Source organism: Pseudomonas sp. RHF3.3-3 (genome assembly GCF_048069595.1).
Classification (GTDB): Bacteria; Pseudomonadota; Gammaproteobacteria; order Pseudomonadales; family Pseudomonadaceae; genus Aquipseudomonas; species Aquipseudomonas fuscovaginae_B.
The window spans coordinates 566,042-583,847 of the sequence record NZ_CP182250.1 but is presented as its reverse complement, the minus strand read 5'-3'; the positions used below and the strand labels follow the sequence as shown (position 1 = coordinate 583,847).

The following is a 17,806-nucleotide window of genomic DNA, read 5'->3' as shown; positions in this document are numbered from 1 at the left end:
ACACAAGGATTCGCCCATGAAAGCGTTCGGCAAAATCCTGGGTCTGGTACTTCTCGGACTGTTGCTGATCATCGTGGCGCTGGGCTTCGCGCTCACCCACTGGTTCGATCCCAACGACTACAAGAACGAGATTCGCCAGATAGCCCGCGACAAGGCCCACATCGAGCTGACCCTCAATGGTGACATCGGCTGGAGCCTGTTCCCGTGGCTGGGCCTGGAACTGCATGACGCCAGCGTGGCGACCCTGAACAACCCGAGCAAACCGTTCGCCGATCTGCAGATGCTCGGCCTGTCGGTGCGTGTCCTGCCACTGCTGCGCCGCGAAGTGCAGATGAGCGACGTGCGCGTCGAGGGCCTGAACCTGATGCTCAACCGCGACAAGGACGGCCACGGCAACTGGGAAGATATCGGTCGGCCGTTGCCGAGCGCGACAGCGGCCGGCACGGCGGAACAGGCCACCGGCACGTCACAGGGTGGCGGCAGTGCCGAGGCCGAAAAGCCCTCGCAGCCGATCCGCATGGACATCGACAGCCTGACGGTGAACAACGCCCGGGTCGAATTCAACGATGAGAAGACCGGTCGCCAGATCACCTCGGAAAGCATCCAGCTGAGCACCGGACCGGTTCATGAAGGCAAGGAAATCGCGGTCAAGCTGACGGCGTTCTTCGGCACCAACCAGCCGGTACTGCGGGCCCGGACCGAACTGGGCGGCAACCTGCGCTTCGACCGCGCCCTCAAGCGCTACCAGTTCGAAGACATGCGCCTGAGCGGCGAAGCCTCGGGCGATCCGCTGCAGGGCAAGAGCCTGACCTTCTCGATGCAGGGGCAGTTGCTGGTGGACATGGCCGCCAATATCGCCGAGTGGACCAGCCTCAAGCTGTCGGCCAACCAGTTGCGCGCCATCGGCGAACTCAAGGCCCGTGACCTCGACAAGACCCCGCAGGTCAGTGGCGGCCTGTCGATTGCCCAGTTCGACCTGATGAAGTTCCTCGACAGCATCGGCCAGCCACTGCCACCGGTGGCCGACGGCAGCCTGAGCAAGGTCGAGCTGGTGACCCGCCTGAGCGGCACGCCGAGCAGCCTGGAACTGAACAACATCAACCTGAAACTCGACGACAGCACCTTCAGCGGCCGCGTTGCCGTCGAAGACTTTGCCAAGCAGGCCTTGCGCGTACAGCTCAAGGGCGACAAGTTCGACGCCGACCGCTACCTGCCGGCGAAGTCGGCCGATGCCGACAGCGCCTCGAAGGCGCGCCAGGCCGAGGTCCAGAGCAGCGAAGCGAATGCCGTCGGCGGCACCACGCCGCTGCCCGACTCACCAACCAAGGGTGCCTGGAGCAACGACCGGCTGCTGCCGATCGAGCGCCTGCGCAGCCTCGACGTGGACGCCGACCTGAGCTTCGACCAACTGACCCTGAAGAAGCTGCCGATCGACAACGCCGCCCTCAAGGCCACCGGCCAGGGCGGCCTGCTGACCCTCGCCAGCCTGCGCGGCGAGCTCTACAACGGCAGTTTCGACAGCAAGGGCAGTCTCGATGTCCGCAATGACACACCGCGACTGAACCTGCAGACCCGGCTGAACCGGGTGCCGGTCGAACGCGTGTTGCAGGCCCAGGGACAGAAGCCGCCGATCAAGGGCGCGATCACCCTCGACAGCAACCTGAGCGGTACCGGCAACAGCGAAAAGGCGCTGGTCGACAGCCTCAACGGCACCGCCAGTTTCGTCCTCAACAACGGCGTGCTGCTCAACGCCAACCTGGAACAGCAGCTCTGCACCGGTATCGCCCTGCTCAACCGCAAGACCCTGAGCAGCGAACCGCGCGGCAAGGACACTCCATTCCAGGAACTCAAGGGCAGCCTGAGTATCCGCAATGGCGTCGCCAGCAACCCCGACCTGAAAGTCCGCATCCCCGGCCTGACCGTCAACGGCAACGGCGACATCGACCTGCGGGTGCTGGGCATGGACTACCGCATCGGCGTCATCGTCGAGGGCGACAAGAGCGACATGCCGGACCCGGCCTGCCAGGTCGGCGAGAATTTCGCCGACATCGAGTGGCCGTTGCGCTGCCGCGGTCCGCTGGAGCTGGGCGCCAAGGCCTGCCGCATCGACAAGGACGGCCTCGGCCAGGTGGCCGCACGTGCGGCCGGTAACAAGCTGAGCGAAAAGATCGACGAGAAACTCGGCGACAAGGTCAGCCCGGAACTGAAGAACGCGATCAAGGGGCTGTTCAAACGATGAGAGCCGAGCAGTTTTCCACGGCGGTGCTGGACTGGTACGACCGCCACGGCCGTCATGACCTGCCCTGGCAGCAGGACATCAACCCTTACCGGGTATGGGTGTCGGAAATCATGTTGCAGCAGACCCAGGTCAGCACCGTGCTGAACTACTTCGACCGGTTCATGGCTTCATTGCCGACCGTCGAAGCCCTGGCGGCCGCGCCGGAAGATGAAGTGCTGCACCTGTGGACCGGCCTGGGCTACTACACCCGGGCGCGCAACCTGCAGAAGACCGCGAAGATCGTCGTCGCCGAACATGGCGGCGAATTCCCGCGGGATGTCGAGAAGCTCACCGGGCTGCCAGGCATCGGCCGCTCCACCGCCGGGGCCATCGCCAGTATCAGCATGGGCATCCGCGCACCGATCCTCGACGGCAACGTCAAGCGCGTACTGGCCCGCTACACCGCCCAGGAGGGCTACCCGGGCGAGCCCAAGGTGGCGAAACAGCTGTGGGCCAACGCCGAGCTGTTCACGCCGCAGACCCGGGTCAACCACTACACCCAGGCGATGATGGACCTCGGTGCGACGCTGTGTACCCGCAGCAGGCCCAGTTGCCTGCTCTGCCCCCTGGAGAGCGGTTGCGAAGCCCACAAGTACGGCCTGGAGACCCGCTACCCGATCCCCAAGCCGCGCAAGAGCGTGCCACAGAAGCGCACGCTGATGCCGCTGCTGGCCAACCGCGAAGGCGCCATCCTGCTTTACCGCAGGCCGTCCAGCGGCCTCTGGGGCGGCTTGTGGAGCCTGCCGGAGCTGGACGATCTGGACGACCTGCCGCACCTGGCCCTGCAGCACTCGCTGGAGCTGGGGCCGCAGCAGGCACTGCCGGGCCTGACCCACACCTTCAGCCACTTCCAGCTGGATATCGAGCCCTGGCTGGTGCGGGTCGAGGAGTCCGCGCACCACGTGGCCGAGGCCGACTGGCTCTGGTATAACCTCGCCACCCCACCGCGCCTGGGCCTTGCCGCCCCGGTGAAGAAGCTGCTCAAGCGCGCAGCCGACGTTTTGAATGCAGGAGAGTCGTCATGACCCGCACCGTAATGTGCCGCAAGTACCACGAAGAACTGCCAGGCCTGGATCGCCCACCGTATCCGGGTGCCAAGGGCCAGGACATTTTCGACCACGTCTCCCAGAAGGCCTGGAGCGACTGGCTGAAACACCAGACCCTGCTGATCAACGAGAAGCGCCTGAACATGATGAATGCGGACGACCGCAAATACATCCAGGGCGAGATGGACAAGTTCTTTTCCGGCGAGGATTACGCCAAGGCCGAAGGCTACGTTCCACCGGCTGAATGATCCCGTGTTTTCGAGGCTTGAGTCGTAAGCGACGGTAATAATTAAAAATTTTTTGAAATCTTGCTTGACGCATCCTCGAAAAACGCTTTTAATGCGCCCCGTTGCCCAGATAGCTCAGTCGGTAGAGCAGGGGATTGAAAATCCCCGTGTCGGCGGTTCGATTCCGTCTCTGGGCACCACTAATTACTTCAGGTGGTGCCAAAGCCAGCTGAAACAAAAAACCCGCCCAGTGCGGGTTTTTTATTGCCTGGAATTTGCTAGCGTCGGCTTCTGACATCAGCGTCGACGAAACCTGCCGAGGTTTCGCGACCAACGCCAGGAAAACGCCTGAGGACAGCTTCCGGCTGCTCCGCAACGCTGTGCGCTTCCGACAGCATCGCCACGCCCTTCATCGCGACTCTTCTACAAAGCTTTCCCAACGCGTGACGCATTGCGCCACGAATTGAGCTGGACCCGCTACCGTCCGAACGACGGACCGACGGTCCGTATCATCCTGTGCTCGAAGAAAGACGAGTCGCTGGTCCGTTATTCGGCCCTCAACGGACATGAGCAACTATCCGCCAGCAAGTACGAGCTGATACTGCCAACGGAGGAAGAGCTGCGCACGGAGCTGGATCGTGAGCGAGCGGTGGCGACTCAAAAGCTGCTGCGCCAGAAACGCCAGCAACCTTGCCCCCTCGACAAAATGCACTTTGGCATTCCCCCGGTTCACTGGGATAATTCGCGCTTGTTCCCTTTTTCAAAGCACCGCAGCCCATGGCATCCCAGAACAAGCAACACAAACGCGCACAACGGGCGAAAGCCAAGGCCAAGCAGAACCGTGTCCGTCGCGCCAGCGAGCCGGCCGAGTCGCTGCCGGTGGACGACGATCGGATCGATCTCGAATCGGTCGACCTGACCGACCTGTTCAAGAGAATGCGCGACGCCGAAGCCACCAGCCAGCAGGCCATGTGCCGCGTCTTCCTGGAAGACCCGCTGCTGGAATTGGTGGTTGAACAGGAGGGTGACGAGGGTGCGACGGACTTCATCCTGTCGGCGCTGCTCGAGTACCGTCAGTGGTCCACAGAATGCACCGAAGAGGCCGCATTGGCCTGGATCGAGAGCCCGGCCTTCCAGGCCGACTATGTGGCAGCCTCGCAGGCCCTGCACTAGACCACGGAGCAGGAGAGGCGCCCTTCAGGGCTCCTGGGACATCGCCAGCAGGTCGGCCTGCTGGCGACAGAGCCCCCTGGCAAGGGGCCCAGGCAAGCCAGTGCGCTTAGTTCAGCACCACACGCCCGGCCTTCTCCAGCCGACGCCGACGCGACACCAACAGCCCCGCCGCCACCACCAGGATGCTCAGCAGACCGGTAGCCAGCACTTCCACGCGATGGGCGTCCTGGAACAGCATCACCGTCAACACCGCAACGATGAACGCGATCACTGCCCAGGTCAGGCCCGGGAACAGCCACATCTTGAAGTCGATCGTCTCGCCCTTGGCGACCCGCTGACGACGCATGCGCAGTTGCGACACGGCGATCACCAGGTACACCAGCAGCGCGATCGCGCCCGAACTGGCCAGCAGGAACTCGAACACCGCCGCCGGCGCAACGTAGTTGGCGAACACCGCGAGGAACGCCGCCCCGGTCGACAGCATCACCGCCCAGTAGGGCGTGCCGCTGGCATTGGTGCGCTTGGACATCGCCGGTGCATCACCGCGCTTGCCCAGGGAGAACAGCATCCGCGAAGCGGTGTACAGGGCCGAGTTCAGGCAACTGGTCACGGCAACCAGCACCACCAGGTCGACGATCAGCTTGGCGTTCGGGATACCCATGCGATCCAGCACGGTCTGGTAGGAACCGACAGCCGCCAGGCTCGGGTCATTCCACGGCACCAGCGACACCACGATGAAGATCGACACCAGGTAGAACAGGCCGATCCGCCAGATCACCGAATTGGTGGCCTTGGAGATCTGCTTGCCCGGATCCTTCGATTCGGCAGCGGCAATGGTCACGATCTCGGTGCCCATGAACGAGAACATGGTGGTCAGCATGGCTGCCAGCACCGCCCCCAGGCCGTTGGGCATGAAGCCCACGGTGTCGACCAGGTGCGAGACGCCGCTGACCTGGCTGGTCGGCAGCAGGCCGAGGATCGCCAGGATACCCAGGGCGACAAAGCCGATGATCGCCACCACCTTGATCAGGGCGAACCAGAACTCGAACTCGCCGTAGTTCTTCACACTGAACAGGTTGGTCACGGTCAGCAGCAGGGTAATGACCAGGGTAAAGGCCCAGATCGCCACATTGGGGAACCAGGCATGCAGGATCGTCGCGGCGGCGTTGGCCTCCAACGGGATCACCAGCACCCAGAACCACCAGTACAGCCAGCCGATGGTGAAGCCGGCCCAGTGCCCGATGGCGCGGTCGGCGTAGGTCGAGAAGGAACCGGTATCGGGAGAGGCCACGGCCATCTCGGCCAGCATCCGCATCACCAGTACCACCAGCGCACCCGCTGCGGCATAGGCCATCAGCACGGCCGGCCCCGCTTCGGCAATCGCATGCCCGGAACCGACGAACAGCCCGGCGCCGATCACCCCGGCGATCGACAACATCGTCACATGCCGGGGTTTGAGCCCTTGCTCCAGATTGTTGGAATTATGCGTACCGCTCATTGGGAGATTACCTGTGCAATGAAGAGCTATTCATTCCACCCCGCGTTACCGACCACCTTGTAAAAGGAACTCAACGGGGCGTGTTTTATTTTTTACGCAAATTTTGCGCCAAAATATTACAAGCCCCCGGCTCCCGGGGCCCGGGCAGCCGACCGAAGGACAATCGCAAGTCCTTGAGATTAATGGCTATTAGCCAGAACGTTACCGAGCCACCCAGATTCAGACCCGCCGGTCGCACCGGAAACAGGCAAAATTTGTCCACGCGCCCCATTTGAGGGCGAAGCAATGTCCGTTGAGCCGGTTTACCCTTCCAACCCTCGGCCAAAGCTGGCAACATCGCGCCCTTTTTGACGCGACGGTCAAGGTAAAGACGGATCAAACGGGTGTTCGGTTGTTGATGGGGCGACAGTCTGCTGTGCCGATGCGACAACCTGCCACGGCACCGACCTACCCCGTTCGAACCCTATGCTAGCTTGGCGCTCGCCAGGAAGGCAGCCAACAGCAGGAGCGCAATGAACAATGAGGAACGCACATGGCTGAGGCCACGCCCGCGCTTGAAATCCGCAACTTGCACAAACGCTATGGTGAGCTGGAGGTACTCAAGGGTATCTCGCTGACCGCCCGTGACGGTGATGTGATCTCGATCCTCGGCTCCTCAGGGTCCGGCAAGTCCACGTTCCTGCGCTGCATCAACCTGCTGGAAAACCCGCACCAGGGGCAGATCCTGGTCAACGGCGAAGAACTCAAGCTCAAGGCCGCGAAGAACGGTGAGCTGGTGGCCGCCGACGGCAGGCAGATCAATCGCCTGCGCAGCGAAATCGGTTTCGTGTTCCAGAACTTCAACCTCTGGCCGCACATGACCATCCTCGACAACATCATCGAGGCTCCGCGCCGGGTGCTCGGCCAGAGCAAGGCCGAGGCCATCGAGATCGCCGAAGCGCTGCTGGCCAAGGTCGGCATCGCCGACAAGCGCCACGCCTACCCCGCCCAACTTTCCGGCGGCCAGCAACAGCGAGCGGCCATCGCCCGTACACTGGCCATGCAACCCAAGGTCATCCTGTTCGACGAGCCGACCTCGGCCCTCGACCCCGAGATGGTCCAGGAAGTGCTCAACGTGATTCGCGCCCTGGCCGAAGAAGGCCGTACCATGCTGCTGGTCACCCATGAAATGGGCTTCGCCCGCCAGGTATCCAGTGAAGTGGTGTTCCTCCACCAGGGCCTGGTGGAAGAACAGGGCACGCCGCAGCAGGTCTTCGAGAACCCGCAGTCGGCGCGCTGCAAACAATTCATGTCCAGCAACCGCTAACGGAGCAACACGCATGCAGACCTGCAAAAAAATCCTCCTGGCCGCTGCCGTCTCCATGGCCTTCAGTGCCAGCGCCCTGGCCGAGACCCTGAAAATGGGCATCGAGGCCGCCTATCCACCGTTCAACAACAAGGACGCCAGTGGCCAGGTCGTAGGCTTCGACAAGGATATCGGTGACGCTCTGTGCGCCAGGATGAAAGTCGAGTGCACCGTCGTCACCTCCGACTGGGACGGCATCATCCCGGCCCTGCAGACCAAAAAGTTCGACTTCCTGATCTCCTCCATGTCGATCACCGACGAGCGCAAGCAGGCGGTCAACTTCACCGACCCGTACTACTCCAACAAGCTGCAGTTCATCGCAGCCAAGAAAGATACCGACTTCAAGACCGACAAGGCCTCGCTCAAGGGCAAGATCATCGGCGCGCAGCGTTCGACCCTGGCCGGCAGCTGGCTGGAAGACCACCTGGGCAGCGATGTCACCATCAAGCTCTACGATACCCAGGAAAACGCCTACCTCGACCTGCAGGCCGGTCGCCTGGACGCCATCCTGGCGGACAAGTACGTCAACTACGAGTGGCTGAAGAGCGACGCCGGCAAGGCCTACGAATTCAAGGGCGACCCGGTGGAAGAAAGCGACAAGATCGGCATCGCCGTGCGCAAGAAGGACGACGCCCTGCGTGAGCGCCTGAACGCCGCACTGAAGGAAATCATCGCCGACGGTACCTACAAGAAGATCAACGACAAGTACTTCCCGTTCAGCATCCTCTGACCCGCCCCGATGGCCGGCACCCCGAAGGGCCATAGAGCCCGACGGGTGCCGCTCGTCCCCAAGCAAAGCCTGCCTTGCCCATGAATATTGATCTCTACGGATTCGGCCCGGCGCTTGCCGCCGGCGCGCTGATGACCGTCAAGCTCGCGCTCTGTGCCCTGTGCCTGGGGCTGGTGCTCGGGCTGCTCGGCGCATTGGCCAAGACTTCCCCGTACCAGCCGCTGCGTTGGCTGGGGGGCACCTATTCGACCCTGGTCCGTGGCGTGCCGGAACTGCTCTGGGTGCTGCTGATCTACTACGGCACCGTCAACCTGATGAGCGCCCTGGGCGACTGCTTCGGCAACCCCGACCTGGCCCTGAGCCCATTCGCCGCCGGGGTGATTGCCCTGGGGCTGTGCTTTGGCGCCTATGCCACGGAGGTGTTCCGCGGGGCGATCCTGGCGATTCCCAAGGGCCATCGTGAGGCCGGCGTCGCGCTGGGCATGTCACGGCCACGGATCTTCACCCGGCTGATTCTGCCGCAGATGTGGCGCATCGCCCTGCCGGGGCTGGGCAACCTGTTCATGATCCTGATGAAGGACACCGCACTGGTGTCGGTCATCAGCCTGGAAGAAATCATGCGCCAGGCGCAGAACGCCGTGCAGTTCACCAAGCTGCCCTTCACCTTCTATCTGGTGGCGGCCTTCATGTACCTGGGCCTGACCATCCTCTCGATGATCGGCATGCACTGGCTGGAAAAACGTGCCGCTCGCGGTTTTGTGAGGACCACATAATGGAATGGGAAGTCATCCTCAAATGGCTGCCGAAGTTCTTCCAGGGCGCGGCACTGACCCTGGAACTGCTGGGCATCGCCGTGGTGCTGGGGCTGGTCCTCGCCGTGCCGCTGGGCATCGCCCGGGCCTCGAAGCTCTGGTACGTGCGCTCGCTGCCCTACGGCTACATCTTCTTCTTCCGCGGCACACCGCTGCTGGTGCAACTGTTCCTGGTGTACTACGGCCTGGCGCAGTTCGACGTGGTACGCGACAGTTTCATGTGGCCCTACCTGCGCGACCCGTTCTGGTGCGCGGCGGCAACCATGACCCTGCACACCACCGCCTACATCGCCGAGATCCTGCGTGGCGCGATCCAGGCCATCCCGCCGGGCGAGATCGAAGCGGCGCGGGCGCTGGGCATGTCGCGGCCCAAGGCGCTGTTCTACATCATCCTGCCACGAGCGGCGCGCATCGGCCTGCCGGCCTACAGCAACGAAGTGATCCTGATGCTCAAGGCCAGCTCGCTGGCGAGCACCGTGACCCTGCTGGAACTGACCGGCATGACCCGGACCATCATCGCGCGCAACTACCTGACGGTGGACATGTTCTTCACCGCCGGGGTGTTCTACCTGGTGATCTCGTTCCTGCTGGTGCAGGCGTTCAAGCTGCTGGAGCGCTGGATGCGGGTCGACGCCTGCCAGGGGCGCTGATGCGATTGGAGAGCAGGGGACTTAAAATCCCCTGCATCAAAGAAAATTTCTGGCGATTCCGGGAGCCGGCTCTCTTGTGATCAGTGCGACACTGTGGGGGGCCGGATTCATCCGCGAAAAGGCCAACCCCGACACCCCGGACTCTCCAGCATGCCCCCCATCCTCCAAGGCCCCGCCCTGCAAACCCGCTTCCAGGCCCTGGACACCTTCCTGTCGGCCCACCAGCAGCTCTGGCGCCCACGGCCCTTCACTCACCTGCAACTGCCCTGGGAGGCCGCACACCCGGAACTTGCCAGTTGGCTACGCCAGCGCAGCTTCGAAGACGCCGAAAGCAGCCACAACCACCCGGAACGACTCGGCGCTCCGGCCCCCTTCCCGGAGCTGGCCGCCGAAGCCGCAGCGCTGGGCACGGTCGGCAACCTCCCCGACAAACCGCTGCCAGCCGCCCGCCCACGCCTGAACGTCGACGTCCCCGGCCGTAAGTGGCAGCAGATCGAAGCCTTCGCCGCCTGCCTCGATTTCGCCCGCACACCTGGCCATTGGCTCGACTGGTGCTCCGGCAAGGGCCACCTCGGCCGTCGATTGCTGCAGCCCGGCCAGCAACTGACCTGCCTGGAGTACGACCCGGCCCTGGTCGCCAGCGGCGCCCAACTGAGCCAGCATCACCACCTGCCCGCCAGCCATGTCCAGCAGGACGTCATGGCCGCCGAAGCCGGCTTGCGCCTGAACGCCGGACACACACCGGTCGCCCTGCACGCCTGCGGCGACCTGCATGTGCGCCTGATGCAACTGGCCAGCCACGCCGGCTGTGGACAACTGGCAATCGCTCCGTGCTGCTACAACCGCATCGGCACCGCGAACTACCAGCCCCTGTCCACCGCCGCCCAGGCGTCCAGCCTGCAACTGTCCCTGGATGACCTCGCCCTGCCCCTGAGCGAGACCGTGACCGCAGGCGCCCGGGTACGCCGCCAGCGCGACTGCTCCATGGCTCGTCGCCTGGCCTTCGACCTGCTGCAACGCCGATTGCGCCAGAGCGATGACTACCTGCCCACCCCGTCGCTGCCCAGCGCCTGGCTGGACAAGCCCTTCGCCGACTACTGCCGCGACCTGGCCGCGCTCAAGGAGTTATCCACAGTCGGCGAGCAGGATTGGGAGCAACTGGAGGCAGCAGGTTGGCAACGGCTGGCCGAGGTACGCAACCTGGAACTGCTGCGCGGCCTGTTCCGCCGCCCGCTGGAACTCTGGCTGGTGCTCGACCGCGCGTTGTACCTGGAAGCACAGGGCTACCGCGTGCGCCTCGGCCAGTTCTGCGAAAGCCCGTTGACTCCACGCAACCTGATGCTCCTGGCCGAACGCGACGAACCGTCACATTGCCAGGCACAGCCTGTGGATAACTCTGTTGATGCTTTTGCCCGATAACCCCTGAAGACAACACCTGCAACGCCGACAGGCGGCTGGTCATTTTTTGTTCACAGAATAAATCGACGAGAAAACAGTCAGTTGCAACATGCTGAGAACGCGTTCACAAATCCTTGCGTTCGTTGCGCCGCTGACCCACCACTTGTGCATAAGCCCCCAAGCCAACGGCAATAACTCCCCTTCCGTAGAGCGCGCGATCCCTGGGGTAGCCGGCTCGCTGGCGATCCAACGAAGGCGGCCATTCAACTCAACCAACCACCGCCGCCAGCCCCTCCAGAAAGCATTTCCTGGCCTCAACCATCTCCCGTCGCACCGCCTCATCTCCCCGCACCGAACCCTGCAGATAGATGAAGTTCACCTGCCGAATGCCCACGCAATCCAACTGTGCCGTCAGACAAGGTGTCAGAAAATCCGGCTGATTGGCCCTTTCCCCCTGAATGAAACCACCCGAGCTGACCAATACGAAGGTCGGCCGATCCCTGAGCAGGCCCACCTTCAACCCCACTTCATTGCGGCCAAAACTGCGCTGAATCCGTACCACATGATCGACCCACACTTTCAGCGCCGCAGGCTGCGTGAAGTTGTGCAGCGGCGTACACAGCACCAGCAGATCGCTGCTCTCCAATTCGACGATCTGCCGCTCGGACACCTCGACGGCCGGGGCCTGCCCGTCCAGCGCAGTCACGGCCGTCGCATAGTCGCGGGTCACCGCAGGCAAAGGCTCGCGCCCCAACTGCCGTTCGATCACCTCAGTGACACCGGGCCAGTCCCGCAACACGTCGGCGGCCAACTGGTAGCCGCGAGCGGCCGTGCCATGGGGGCTGAAGTTCAACAACAACGCACGGCTCATACCGTCTGCTCCAGGTCCTGAAAGAAGTGCATGCCCTTGGCCAGCATCCCCTGGCGGAAATAGAAACGTTGCGCCAATGGCATATGCAGACCGGTATCGAGCACCAGATACCGGCAACCCAGGGAGCGGGTATGCCGCCGCACCGCTTCCAGCAAGGCAGCCCCCAGCTCACGCCGCTGCTGTGAGGCGGTCACCACCAGGTCGTCGACATAAACGAAGCGCCCGTAGAGAAAATTCTCCGTCACCCGAAAGCCGGCCAGGCCGATCACCTGCCCCTGCTCGCGTAGCGCCAGCAGGCGATAACCCTGTTCACCCTGGCGAAACACCTGCTCGACGAAGGACTGTTCGTCATCCAGTTGGGGGCGCAACTCACGCATCACCGCAAAACATTCGCGACAGCGGGCTTCGCTTTCGATCAGTTGATACTCCAGATCACCGTTCACGGGCCGCCTCCTCATGCTCACGGACACCGGGCGGCACCAGCCGGAAACCCACACCCACGCGGTTGAGCGCATTCATCAGGCCGATCGCCAGCGTCAGGTCAGCCAGCTCCTTTTCACCGAACACTGCCGCAACGGCCTGATACTCCGCATCGGGTATCGCGGTCTGGTGCACCAGGGTCACCGTCTCGGCCCAGGCCAGGGCAGCACGCTCACGCGCATCGAACAGCGACTCGGCCTCGCGCCACACCGGCACCAGTTGCACCTTGTCGGCACTGACGCCCAGCTTGAGCAGATCGCGCGAATGCTGGTTGATGCAGTAGGCACAGCCGTTGATCTGCGAGACCCGCAGGTACACCAGATCGATCAGTTGCGCGGCCAGCCCGCAACCCTGTACATAACTCTTCACACCACCCAGCGCCTTGTAGCCCTGGGGTGCGGCGGCGAAATAATCGAGACGTTGCGTCATGGTCGGTTTCCTTGTGGGCTCATCGAAGATCTGGCCCCCAGTCTGCTGAGCACCGCCCGGTGCCGACAGGGCCAAGATCGAACAAGCCACTTGGGACATGTTCCACCGCCGCAATGGGTTTAGACTGAACCGTTGTGCCTGACCACGGAAAACCCCATGCCCCCAGCCAGCCCCGCCGCCGAACCGGGCCTGCCGAAATACCTGATGGTCTATCGACGCATTCGCGGCGCCATCGGCGACGGCCAGTTGCGCCCCGGCGACCGGGTGCCGTCGGTGCGCGCCCTGGCTGCCGAACTCAACCTGGCCCGGGGTACCGTTGAGGCGGCCTATGCGCTGCTGGTCAGCGAGGGCTACCTGACGGCACGCGGCCAGGCCGGCACCATCATCGCCCAGGACCTGCCGGCGGCTCCGGCCCAGCCGCCCTCCGGCACCACCAAGGCCGAACAGGACCACCCGCGGCCCCTGCAACTGGGCATGCCGGCGCTGGACGCCTTCCCGCGCAAGCTCTGGGCCCGGCTGATCACCCAACGCGCCCGCCAGACCGACATCGCCAGCCTCGGCTTCAGCGACCCACGCGGCCATGCGCCCCTGCGTGCGGCCATCGCCCAATACCTGGGGTTGTACCGGGGCGTGCACTGTACGCCGGACCAGGTGTTCATCTGCCCTGGCTACAACGCCGTGCTCGAACTGATCTGCGAGAGCCTGGAAATGAGCGGCCAGGACTGCTGGTTCGAAGACCCCGGCTACCTGCATGCCCGGCAGCTCCTGCTCAATCGCGGCGTAAGGCTGGTTCCGGTAGCAGTCGATGGCGATGGCCTGCAAGTACAGCAGGGCATCCAGCAGGCGCCGACGGCACGGCTGGCGGTCGTCACCCCGGCGCACCAGAGCCCATTGGGCGTGGCCCTGAGCCCGGCGCGCCGTCAGGCGCTGCTCGACTGGGCACGGCAACAGTCGAGCTGGGTACTGGAGGACGATTACGACAGCGAATTCCGCTACCGCGGCCGCCCCCTGCCCGCCCTGAAGAGCCAGGACCGGCACGACCGCGTGCTGTACGCCGGCACCTTCAGCAAGATGCTGTTCCCCGGCCTGCGCCTGGCCTACCTGGTGGTGCCACGGGCGCAGATCGAACGCTTCGAGCAGCGTGCCCGGCTGCTGCGCAACCGCTGCCCGGAGCTGCTGCAGGCAACGGTCAGCGACTTTCTCGGCCAGGGCCACTTCACCCGTCACCTGAAGAAGATGCGCCAGCTGTACAGCGCACGCCGGACACTGCTGGTCAAGGCGTTGGAAGAAGTGTGCGGTGGCCTTCTCAAGGTCGACCCGCAGGCCGGCGGGATCAACCTGCTGGTACGCCTGCTGATCGATGTTCAGGACACCCACGTCGCCCAGCGTGCGAAGGCGAATGGATTGGCGATCGAACCTCTGTCGCGCTGGCAACTGACAGCCGGACAGGAGGGCGGTTTGCTGATGGGTTTTACCAACGTGGCCTCGACCGAACAGGCCAACGAGGTAGCCGGAAGGTTGCTGGCGGTGCTCCGGGAAACGCGCCAGGATGGCTGATACCCGGCGCTCGACCGCCATCCGGCCCGCAAAAATAGTCAAATATCAGGGGTTTACAGAACCCCGCCAATCGCTATAATCGTCGCCCTGACATGCCGGTATAGCTCAGATGGTAGAGCAACTGACTTGTAATCAGTAGGTCCCGGGTTCGATTCCTGGTGCCGGCACCATGTTCAAAGCCCCGCAATGCGGGGCTTTGTTGTTTCTGCACAATCAATAGACACATCACAAGTCTTGCCATCAGACAGCCGCAGAAAGCTGTACATAGATACAGTTTTATCCTTGCGTTTAGCCCATAGCTACTTATCATGGAATCCATAATCGCTGTGCCATACTGGTGTCCGAAGGAGACGTACTAGCTGGAGTTGGAGCATTCCGATAGCCAGGCTCCCGAGCTCGCTGAAGGAGGAAAAACGTGTTCAATGCAAAGTCTATAGCTAATTACTTTCTCGAACTGGCAGCCACCAGAGGCGAGTCCATTAGCCCCATGAAACTGCAGAAACTCGTTTATTACGCCCATGGTTGGTATGCCGGCTATACCAACCAACCGCTGATCAACGAGGCTGTGGAAGCCTGGCAATATGGCCCAGTCATCCCCTCGTTGTATCACGAGTTCAAACGCTTCGGCTCAGGCGAGATCGCGGGCAAAGCATTCGAATATGACGCTCTGGGTGTCAGAGAAGCCGCCGTTCCGACAGATCCTGACATTCGCACCTTCCTGCAAAACGTTTATAACAGCTATGGTCGTTATTCTGGTATTCGACTATCAGAAATGACACATGCCTCCGGCACTCCGTGGCATCTGACTTGGTCTGCTGCAAATGGGGTACGTGGTGTGGACATCCCGTTCCCGATGATTGCGGCCCATTTCAAAGAAGCAACCCAGAAAGCCCAGAGCGGACAAGCAGCGGTCCAAGCCTCATGAACCAGAATAAAGGCCTGGGTTCACTGCCTATTGATCCAGCAGCTGAAGCCGCTACACCGGTGCTCAACGGCTCAGGCAACGATGAAAATGCTTTTTTTGCCAACGGCCAACAGCATTTCCGCCTGCAACACAATCAACAAAACCTCGGTTGGCTGGGTAAGTTCTGGGGAGCAACCGATAGAGCCGCCCCCACAAACATCGCCGGTTTCGTGATTGCCGTCTCGGCTCTTCTGATTGTAGGAAGCTTCTTCATGCAAGAGTCTCCCGAGCTAAACGAAGCCAGAAAATGGTTGTACGGACTGACAACATCAGCGCTCGGGTTCGTATTCGGCTCTGCCACCAGGAAGTGATCGTCACGCAGCGATCAGATGGGCATACAGCCGGTGCCAAACCAAGTCTTCTACTACGGCGCCGACGCCCCACTGACCGATCTGCACGAATGCGCCACCCAACGCTGCAACGCCGCCCGTGACCTCATGTACAGCATCACCTGCCTCGGCTTCAGCCAGATCGATGACAGGACCTACGACACTTCTCCACCGCCGCCTGGCTCCTCCTCCAGGATGGCTGCGATGTGCTGGCGGCCATCGGCTGGAAGATGGAGCACGCCGTCGCACACTAGAACCCGCAAAACCAGGAGTCTCCCGCAGGATGAACACGCCTGCGGGAGCGAGACGCAACAGTGACGCTCAAGAAAGCAGCCCATCAAACACGGCACTCTTCACCGCTGCCGTGAATACCTTTCCCACCTGACCCACTTCACATATCTGACTTGCCCCCCACACCAGCAATTTACTCCCGCCCCCGAAAATGAGAAAAGCTACCCAGCCTTTTCCCTGGATACGGACCTTCCATGTCTCGCCTGAAGCTGCTCATCAAACTGCCCGTCATACTGATCGTCGCTGCCGCACTGTGGTACATGTGGATCATTCTCAGCGCCAAGCTCGAATGGGGCGGTGGCAGCCCGGACCAACAGACACTGGGCGCGGTGCAGGACGTTCGCCAACGGGCGATGACCCAGTTCTGCACCGGTGTCGTCGCGACCCCGCAAGGTACCTGGCTGGTCGGCCGCGTCGAGGCCGACGCCAAGGATCTGCAACCTGCCGCCAACGTGGTGGACCTGGACGCCGTGCTTTACGGCAAACCGGCGCAGACCGAGGATAAGGACGCGGAAGAATCCGGCACCTTCTCCAGTTTCCTCTCGCCACGCCAGAAGGAAACCACCTTCATCTCGCGCCTGAACGACCAGGGCCGGTTCGAGCTGGTGGCCCATATCACCGACCCCGCCTGTCTGGTGGCCAGTCCGGATGGCAGCCGGGTCTTCCTGCTGAGTGGCCTAGATCGCCCCGAAACCGATACGCCCCCCGACGATGGCAAGCCGCAGGTGCTGTTTGCCGGAACCCAAAGCGCGGTGTTTCGCACTGACGACCAGGGCAAGCACTGGAGCTGGCTGCCCAAGGGCTTTTTCTCCGAAGCCGATCACATTGCCTGGAACCTCAAGCCGTACTTCCACGGCCAGAACGAGATCTGGGCCTGGAGCTCGCCAAGTCAGGAATCGATGGGTTATGGCGACATCCCCGACGGCATCTCTACGGGGGTGTTCTACTCGGCCGACGGCGGTGCGACCAACACCGAGATCTTTGCCTCCCAGTCGCTGCTGGTGACGCAGGCATATGCCCAGGGCAAGCGACAGGAAGTCACCGAGTGGTTCAAGGACTCCAGCGACACCGGAGACCTCCAGACCCATGTCACGCAACTGGATGCCCAGCACGCGATCATCTGGGTATCGCAACGTTTCTGGGGACGCAATCCGGCTGAAGGGGACCGCAACCTGGCGGTCAGCGTGACGACCCGCGCCCAGCTCAAGCGGGACGCCAGCCAGTGGCAGGTGGAGTCCGTGCAGCGTGAAGACGCGCTGTTCATCGATGCCCTGGTGGATAACGGCAATGGTCGCGTCATGGGTCTGATCGATCAGGGTGATCGGGGTCAGACCTGGATCGGCGAACTGGACATCGCCAAGCTGGGCTGGAGTATCGTTGGCGAACTGCCCAGCGTGTTCGGTCCAATGGGGTCCCATACCCAACTGCGCGAGGGGCATTTCTGGATGGGGCAGAACAGCCTGCTGATCAACACCTCCAGCAACCACCATCCGCCACGCTGGATGTACTGGTGGTCGAAAGCCACGATCTCCGCAGACGGGGTGTTCTACTCGACGGACTGGGGACGCTCCTGGCAGCGCCTGGCGATCGACGGCTACCTGGGCATCCTCGGCTTCCAGCAAGCACAGGATCGGGTGTTCTGGGCCAAGGGGAACTGGTACAACAGCCGTGACCTGGGGGTCTATTCCTACGGCCTGCACTGACGCAAGCCCGCCTACCGGCGAGCCT

General features: G+C 62.7%; 17 protein-coding genes, 2 tRNA genes and 1 pseudogene. 16 read left to right on the top strand and 4 right to left on the bottom strand.

Features of this window, described 5'->3' with window-relative positions:
• Positions 1 to 16: 16 nt before the first annotated feature.
• The 6 genes and pseudogenes from ACMGT0_RS02590 to ACMGT0_RS02565 all read left to right on the top strand — a co-directional run bounded on the left by ACMGT0_RS02590 (position 17) and on the right by ACMGT0_RS02565 (position 4,724).
• Entirely contained in the window at positions 17 to 2,239 is a 2,223-nt protein-coding gene (locus ACMGT0_RS02590) for an AsmA family protein (protein WP_416771384.1), read from the top strand.
• Entirely contained in the window at positions 2,236 to 3,303 is a 1,068-nt protein-coding gene (mutY, locus tag ACMGT0_RS02585) for an A/G-specific adenine glycosylase (RefSeq protein WP_416771382.1), read from the top strand. Before ACMGT0_RS02590 ends, mutY begins: the two co-directional genes overlap by 4 nt.
• The gene (locus ACMGT0_RS02580; RefSeq protein WP_054058016.1) at positions 3,300 to 3,572 is read left to right on the top strand and encodes an oxidative damage protection protein; all 273 of its coding nucleotides are present in this window, start codon (positions 3,300 to 3,302) and stop codon (positions 3,570 to 3,572) included. Before mutY ends, ACMGT0_RS02580 begins: the two co-directional genes overlap by 4 nt.
• Before the next feature lie 103 nt (positions 3,573 to 3,675).
• Positions 3,676 to 3,751 (top strand) — tRNA-Phe (locus ACMGT0_RS02575).
• A 284-nt stretch (positions 3,752 to 4,035) separates the two neighbouring features.
• A pseudogene (locus tag ACMGT0_RS02570) lies at positions 4,036 to 4,227 on the top strand (PDDEXK nuclease domain-containing protein); the annotation flags it as partial.
• A gap of 101 nt (positions 4,228 to 4,328) precedes the next feature.
• Complete coding sequence (locus ACMGT0_RS02565) at positions 4,329 to 4,724, top strand: hypothetical protein (RefSeq protein WP_054058017.1); 396 nt, start codon at positions 4,329 to 4,331, stop codon at positions 4,722 to 4,724.
• A gap of 106 nt (positions 4,725 to 4,830) precedes the next feature.
• On the opposite strand, the gene gabP is transcribed toward ACMGT0_RS02565, so the two are convergent.
• Positions 4,831 to 6,222 (bottom strand): GABA permease, encoded by a 1,392-nt coding sequence (gene gabP, locus ACMGT0_RS02560; protein ID WP_416771380.1) that lies wholly within the window; start codon positions 6,220 to 6,222, stop codon positions 4,831 to 4,833.
• Between the two features lie 532 nt (positions 6,223 to 6,754).
• Between gabP and ACMGT0_RS02555 the strand changes: the two genes are divergently transcribed.
• The 5 genes from ACMGT0_RS02555 (at position 6,755) to ACMGT0_RS02535 (ending at position 11,178) form a co-directional block, all read left to right on the top strand.
• A complete protein-coding gene (locus ACMGT0_RS02555) occupies positions 6,755 to 7,528 on the top strand; it encodes an ABC transporter ATP-binding protein (RefSeq protein WP_017901599.1) in 774 nt (257 codons plus the stop codon).
• 13 nt (positions 7,529 to 7,541) lie between these two features.
• Positions 7,542 to 8,297, top strand: a complete 756-nt coding sequence (locus tag ACMGT0_RS02550; RefSeq protein ID WP_054058019.1) for an ABC transporter substrate-binding protein — start codon at positions 7,542 to 7,544, stop codon at positions 8,295 to 8,297.
• 80 nt (positions 8,298 to 8,377) lie between these two features.
• Positions 8,378 to 9,070, top strand: coding sequence for an ABC transporter permease (locus ACMGT0_RS02545; protein ID WP_054058020.1), 693 nt, complete (start codon positions 8,378 to 8,380; stop codon positions 9,068 to 9,070).
• Positions 9,070 to 9,759 carry an ABC transporter permease gene (locus ACMGT0_RS02540; protein WP_054058021.1) on the top strand — a complete coding sequence of 230 codons (690 nt, stop codon included), beginning with the start codon at positions 9,070 to 9,072 and terminating at the stop codon, positions 9,757 to 9,759. Before ACMGT0_RS02545 ends, ACMGT0_RS02540 begins: the two co-directional genes overlap by 1 nt.
• A gap of 150 nt (positions 9,760 to 9,909) precedes the next feature.
• On the top strand, positions 9,910 to 11,178 hold the full coding sequence (locus tag ACMGT0_RS02535) for a methyltransferase (protein ID WP_416771376.1): 1,269 nt from the start codon (positions 9,910 to 9,912) through the stop codon (positions 11,176 to 11,178).
• 247 nt (positions 11,179 to 11,425) lie between these two features.
• Here ACMGT0_RS02535 and ACMGT0_RS02530 read toward each other — a convergent pair whose 3' ends face one another.
• Genes ACMGT0_RS02530 through ACMGT0_RS02520 form a run of 3 tightly spaced genes read right to left on the bottom strand, consistent with a single transcriptional unit; the run spans position 11,426 to position 12,937 of the window.
• The gene (locus ACMGT0_RS02530) at positions 11,426 to 12,028 is read right to left on the bottom strand and encodes an FMN-dependent NADH-azoreductase (RefSeq protein ID WP_416771374.1); all 603 of its coding nucleotides are present in this window, start codon (positions 12,026 to 12,028) and stop codon (positions 11,426 to 11,428) included.
• Positions 12,025 to 12,471: a GNAT family N-acetyltransferase gene (locus ACMGT0_RS02525; RefSeq protein WP_054058024.1), complete on the bottom strand. Its 447-nt coding sequence runs from the start codon at positions 12,469 to 12,471 to the stop codon at positions 12,025 to 12,027. The genes ACMGT0_RS02530 and ACMGT0_RS02525 overlap by 4 nt, the downstream gene beginning before the upstream one ends.
• A complete protein-coding gene (locus tag ACMGT0_RS02520) occupies positions 12,461 to 12,937 on the bottom strand; it encodes a carboxymuconolactone decarboxylase family protein (protein ID WP_054058025.1) in 477 nt (158 codons plus the stop codon). Before ACMGT0_RS02520 ends, ACMGT0_RS02525 begins: the two co-directional genes overlap by 11 nt.
• Positions 12,938 to 13,093: 156 nt before the next feature.
• Between ACMGT0_RS02520 and ACMGT0_RS02515 the strand changes: the two genes are divergently transcribed.
• The 5 genes from ACMGT0_RS02515 (at position 13,094) to ACMGT0_RS02495 (ending at position 17,781) form a co-directional block, all read left to right on the top strand.
• Positions 13,094 to 14,494, top strand: a complete 1,401-nt coding sequence (locus ACMGT0_RS02515; RefSeq protein ID WP_416771372.1) for a PLP-dependent aminotransferase family protein — start codon at positions 13,094 to 13,096, stop codon at positions 14,492 to 14,494.
• 94 nt (positions 14,495 to 14,588) lie between these two features.
• Positions 14,589 to 14,664: transfer RNA gene (locus ACMGT0_RS02510), tRNA-Thr, on the top strand.
• 245 nt (positions 14,665 to 14,909) lie between these two features.
• On the top strand, positions 14,910 to 15,419 hold the full coding sequence (locus ACMGT0_RS02505) for a Panacea domain-containing protein (RefSeq protein WP_416771370.1): 510 nt from the start codon (positions 14,910 to 14,912) through the stop codon (positions 15,417 to 15,419).
• A complete protein-coding gene (locus ACMGT0_RS02500; RefSeq protein ID WP_416771368.1) occupies positions 15,416 to 15,769 on the top strand; it encodes a hypothetical protein in 354 nt (117 codons plus the stop codon). The genes ACMGT0_RS02505 and ACMGT0_RS02500 overlap by 4 nt, the downstream gene beginning before the upstream one ends.
• A 503-nt stretch (positions 15,770 to 16,272) precedes the next feature.
• Complete coding sequence (locus tag ACMGT0_RS02495) at positions 16,273 to 17,781, top strand: hypothetical protein (RefSeq protein WP_416771366.1); 1,509 nt, start codon at positions 16,273 to 16,275, stop codon at positions 17,779 to 17,781.
• Positions 17,782 to 17,806: the final 25 nt, after the last annotated feature.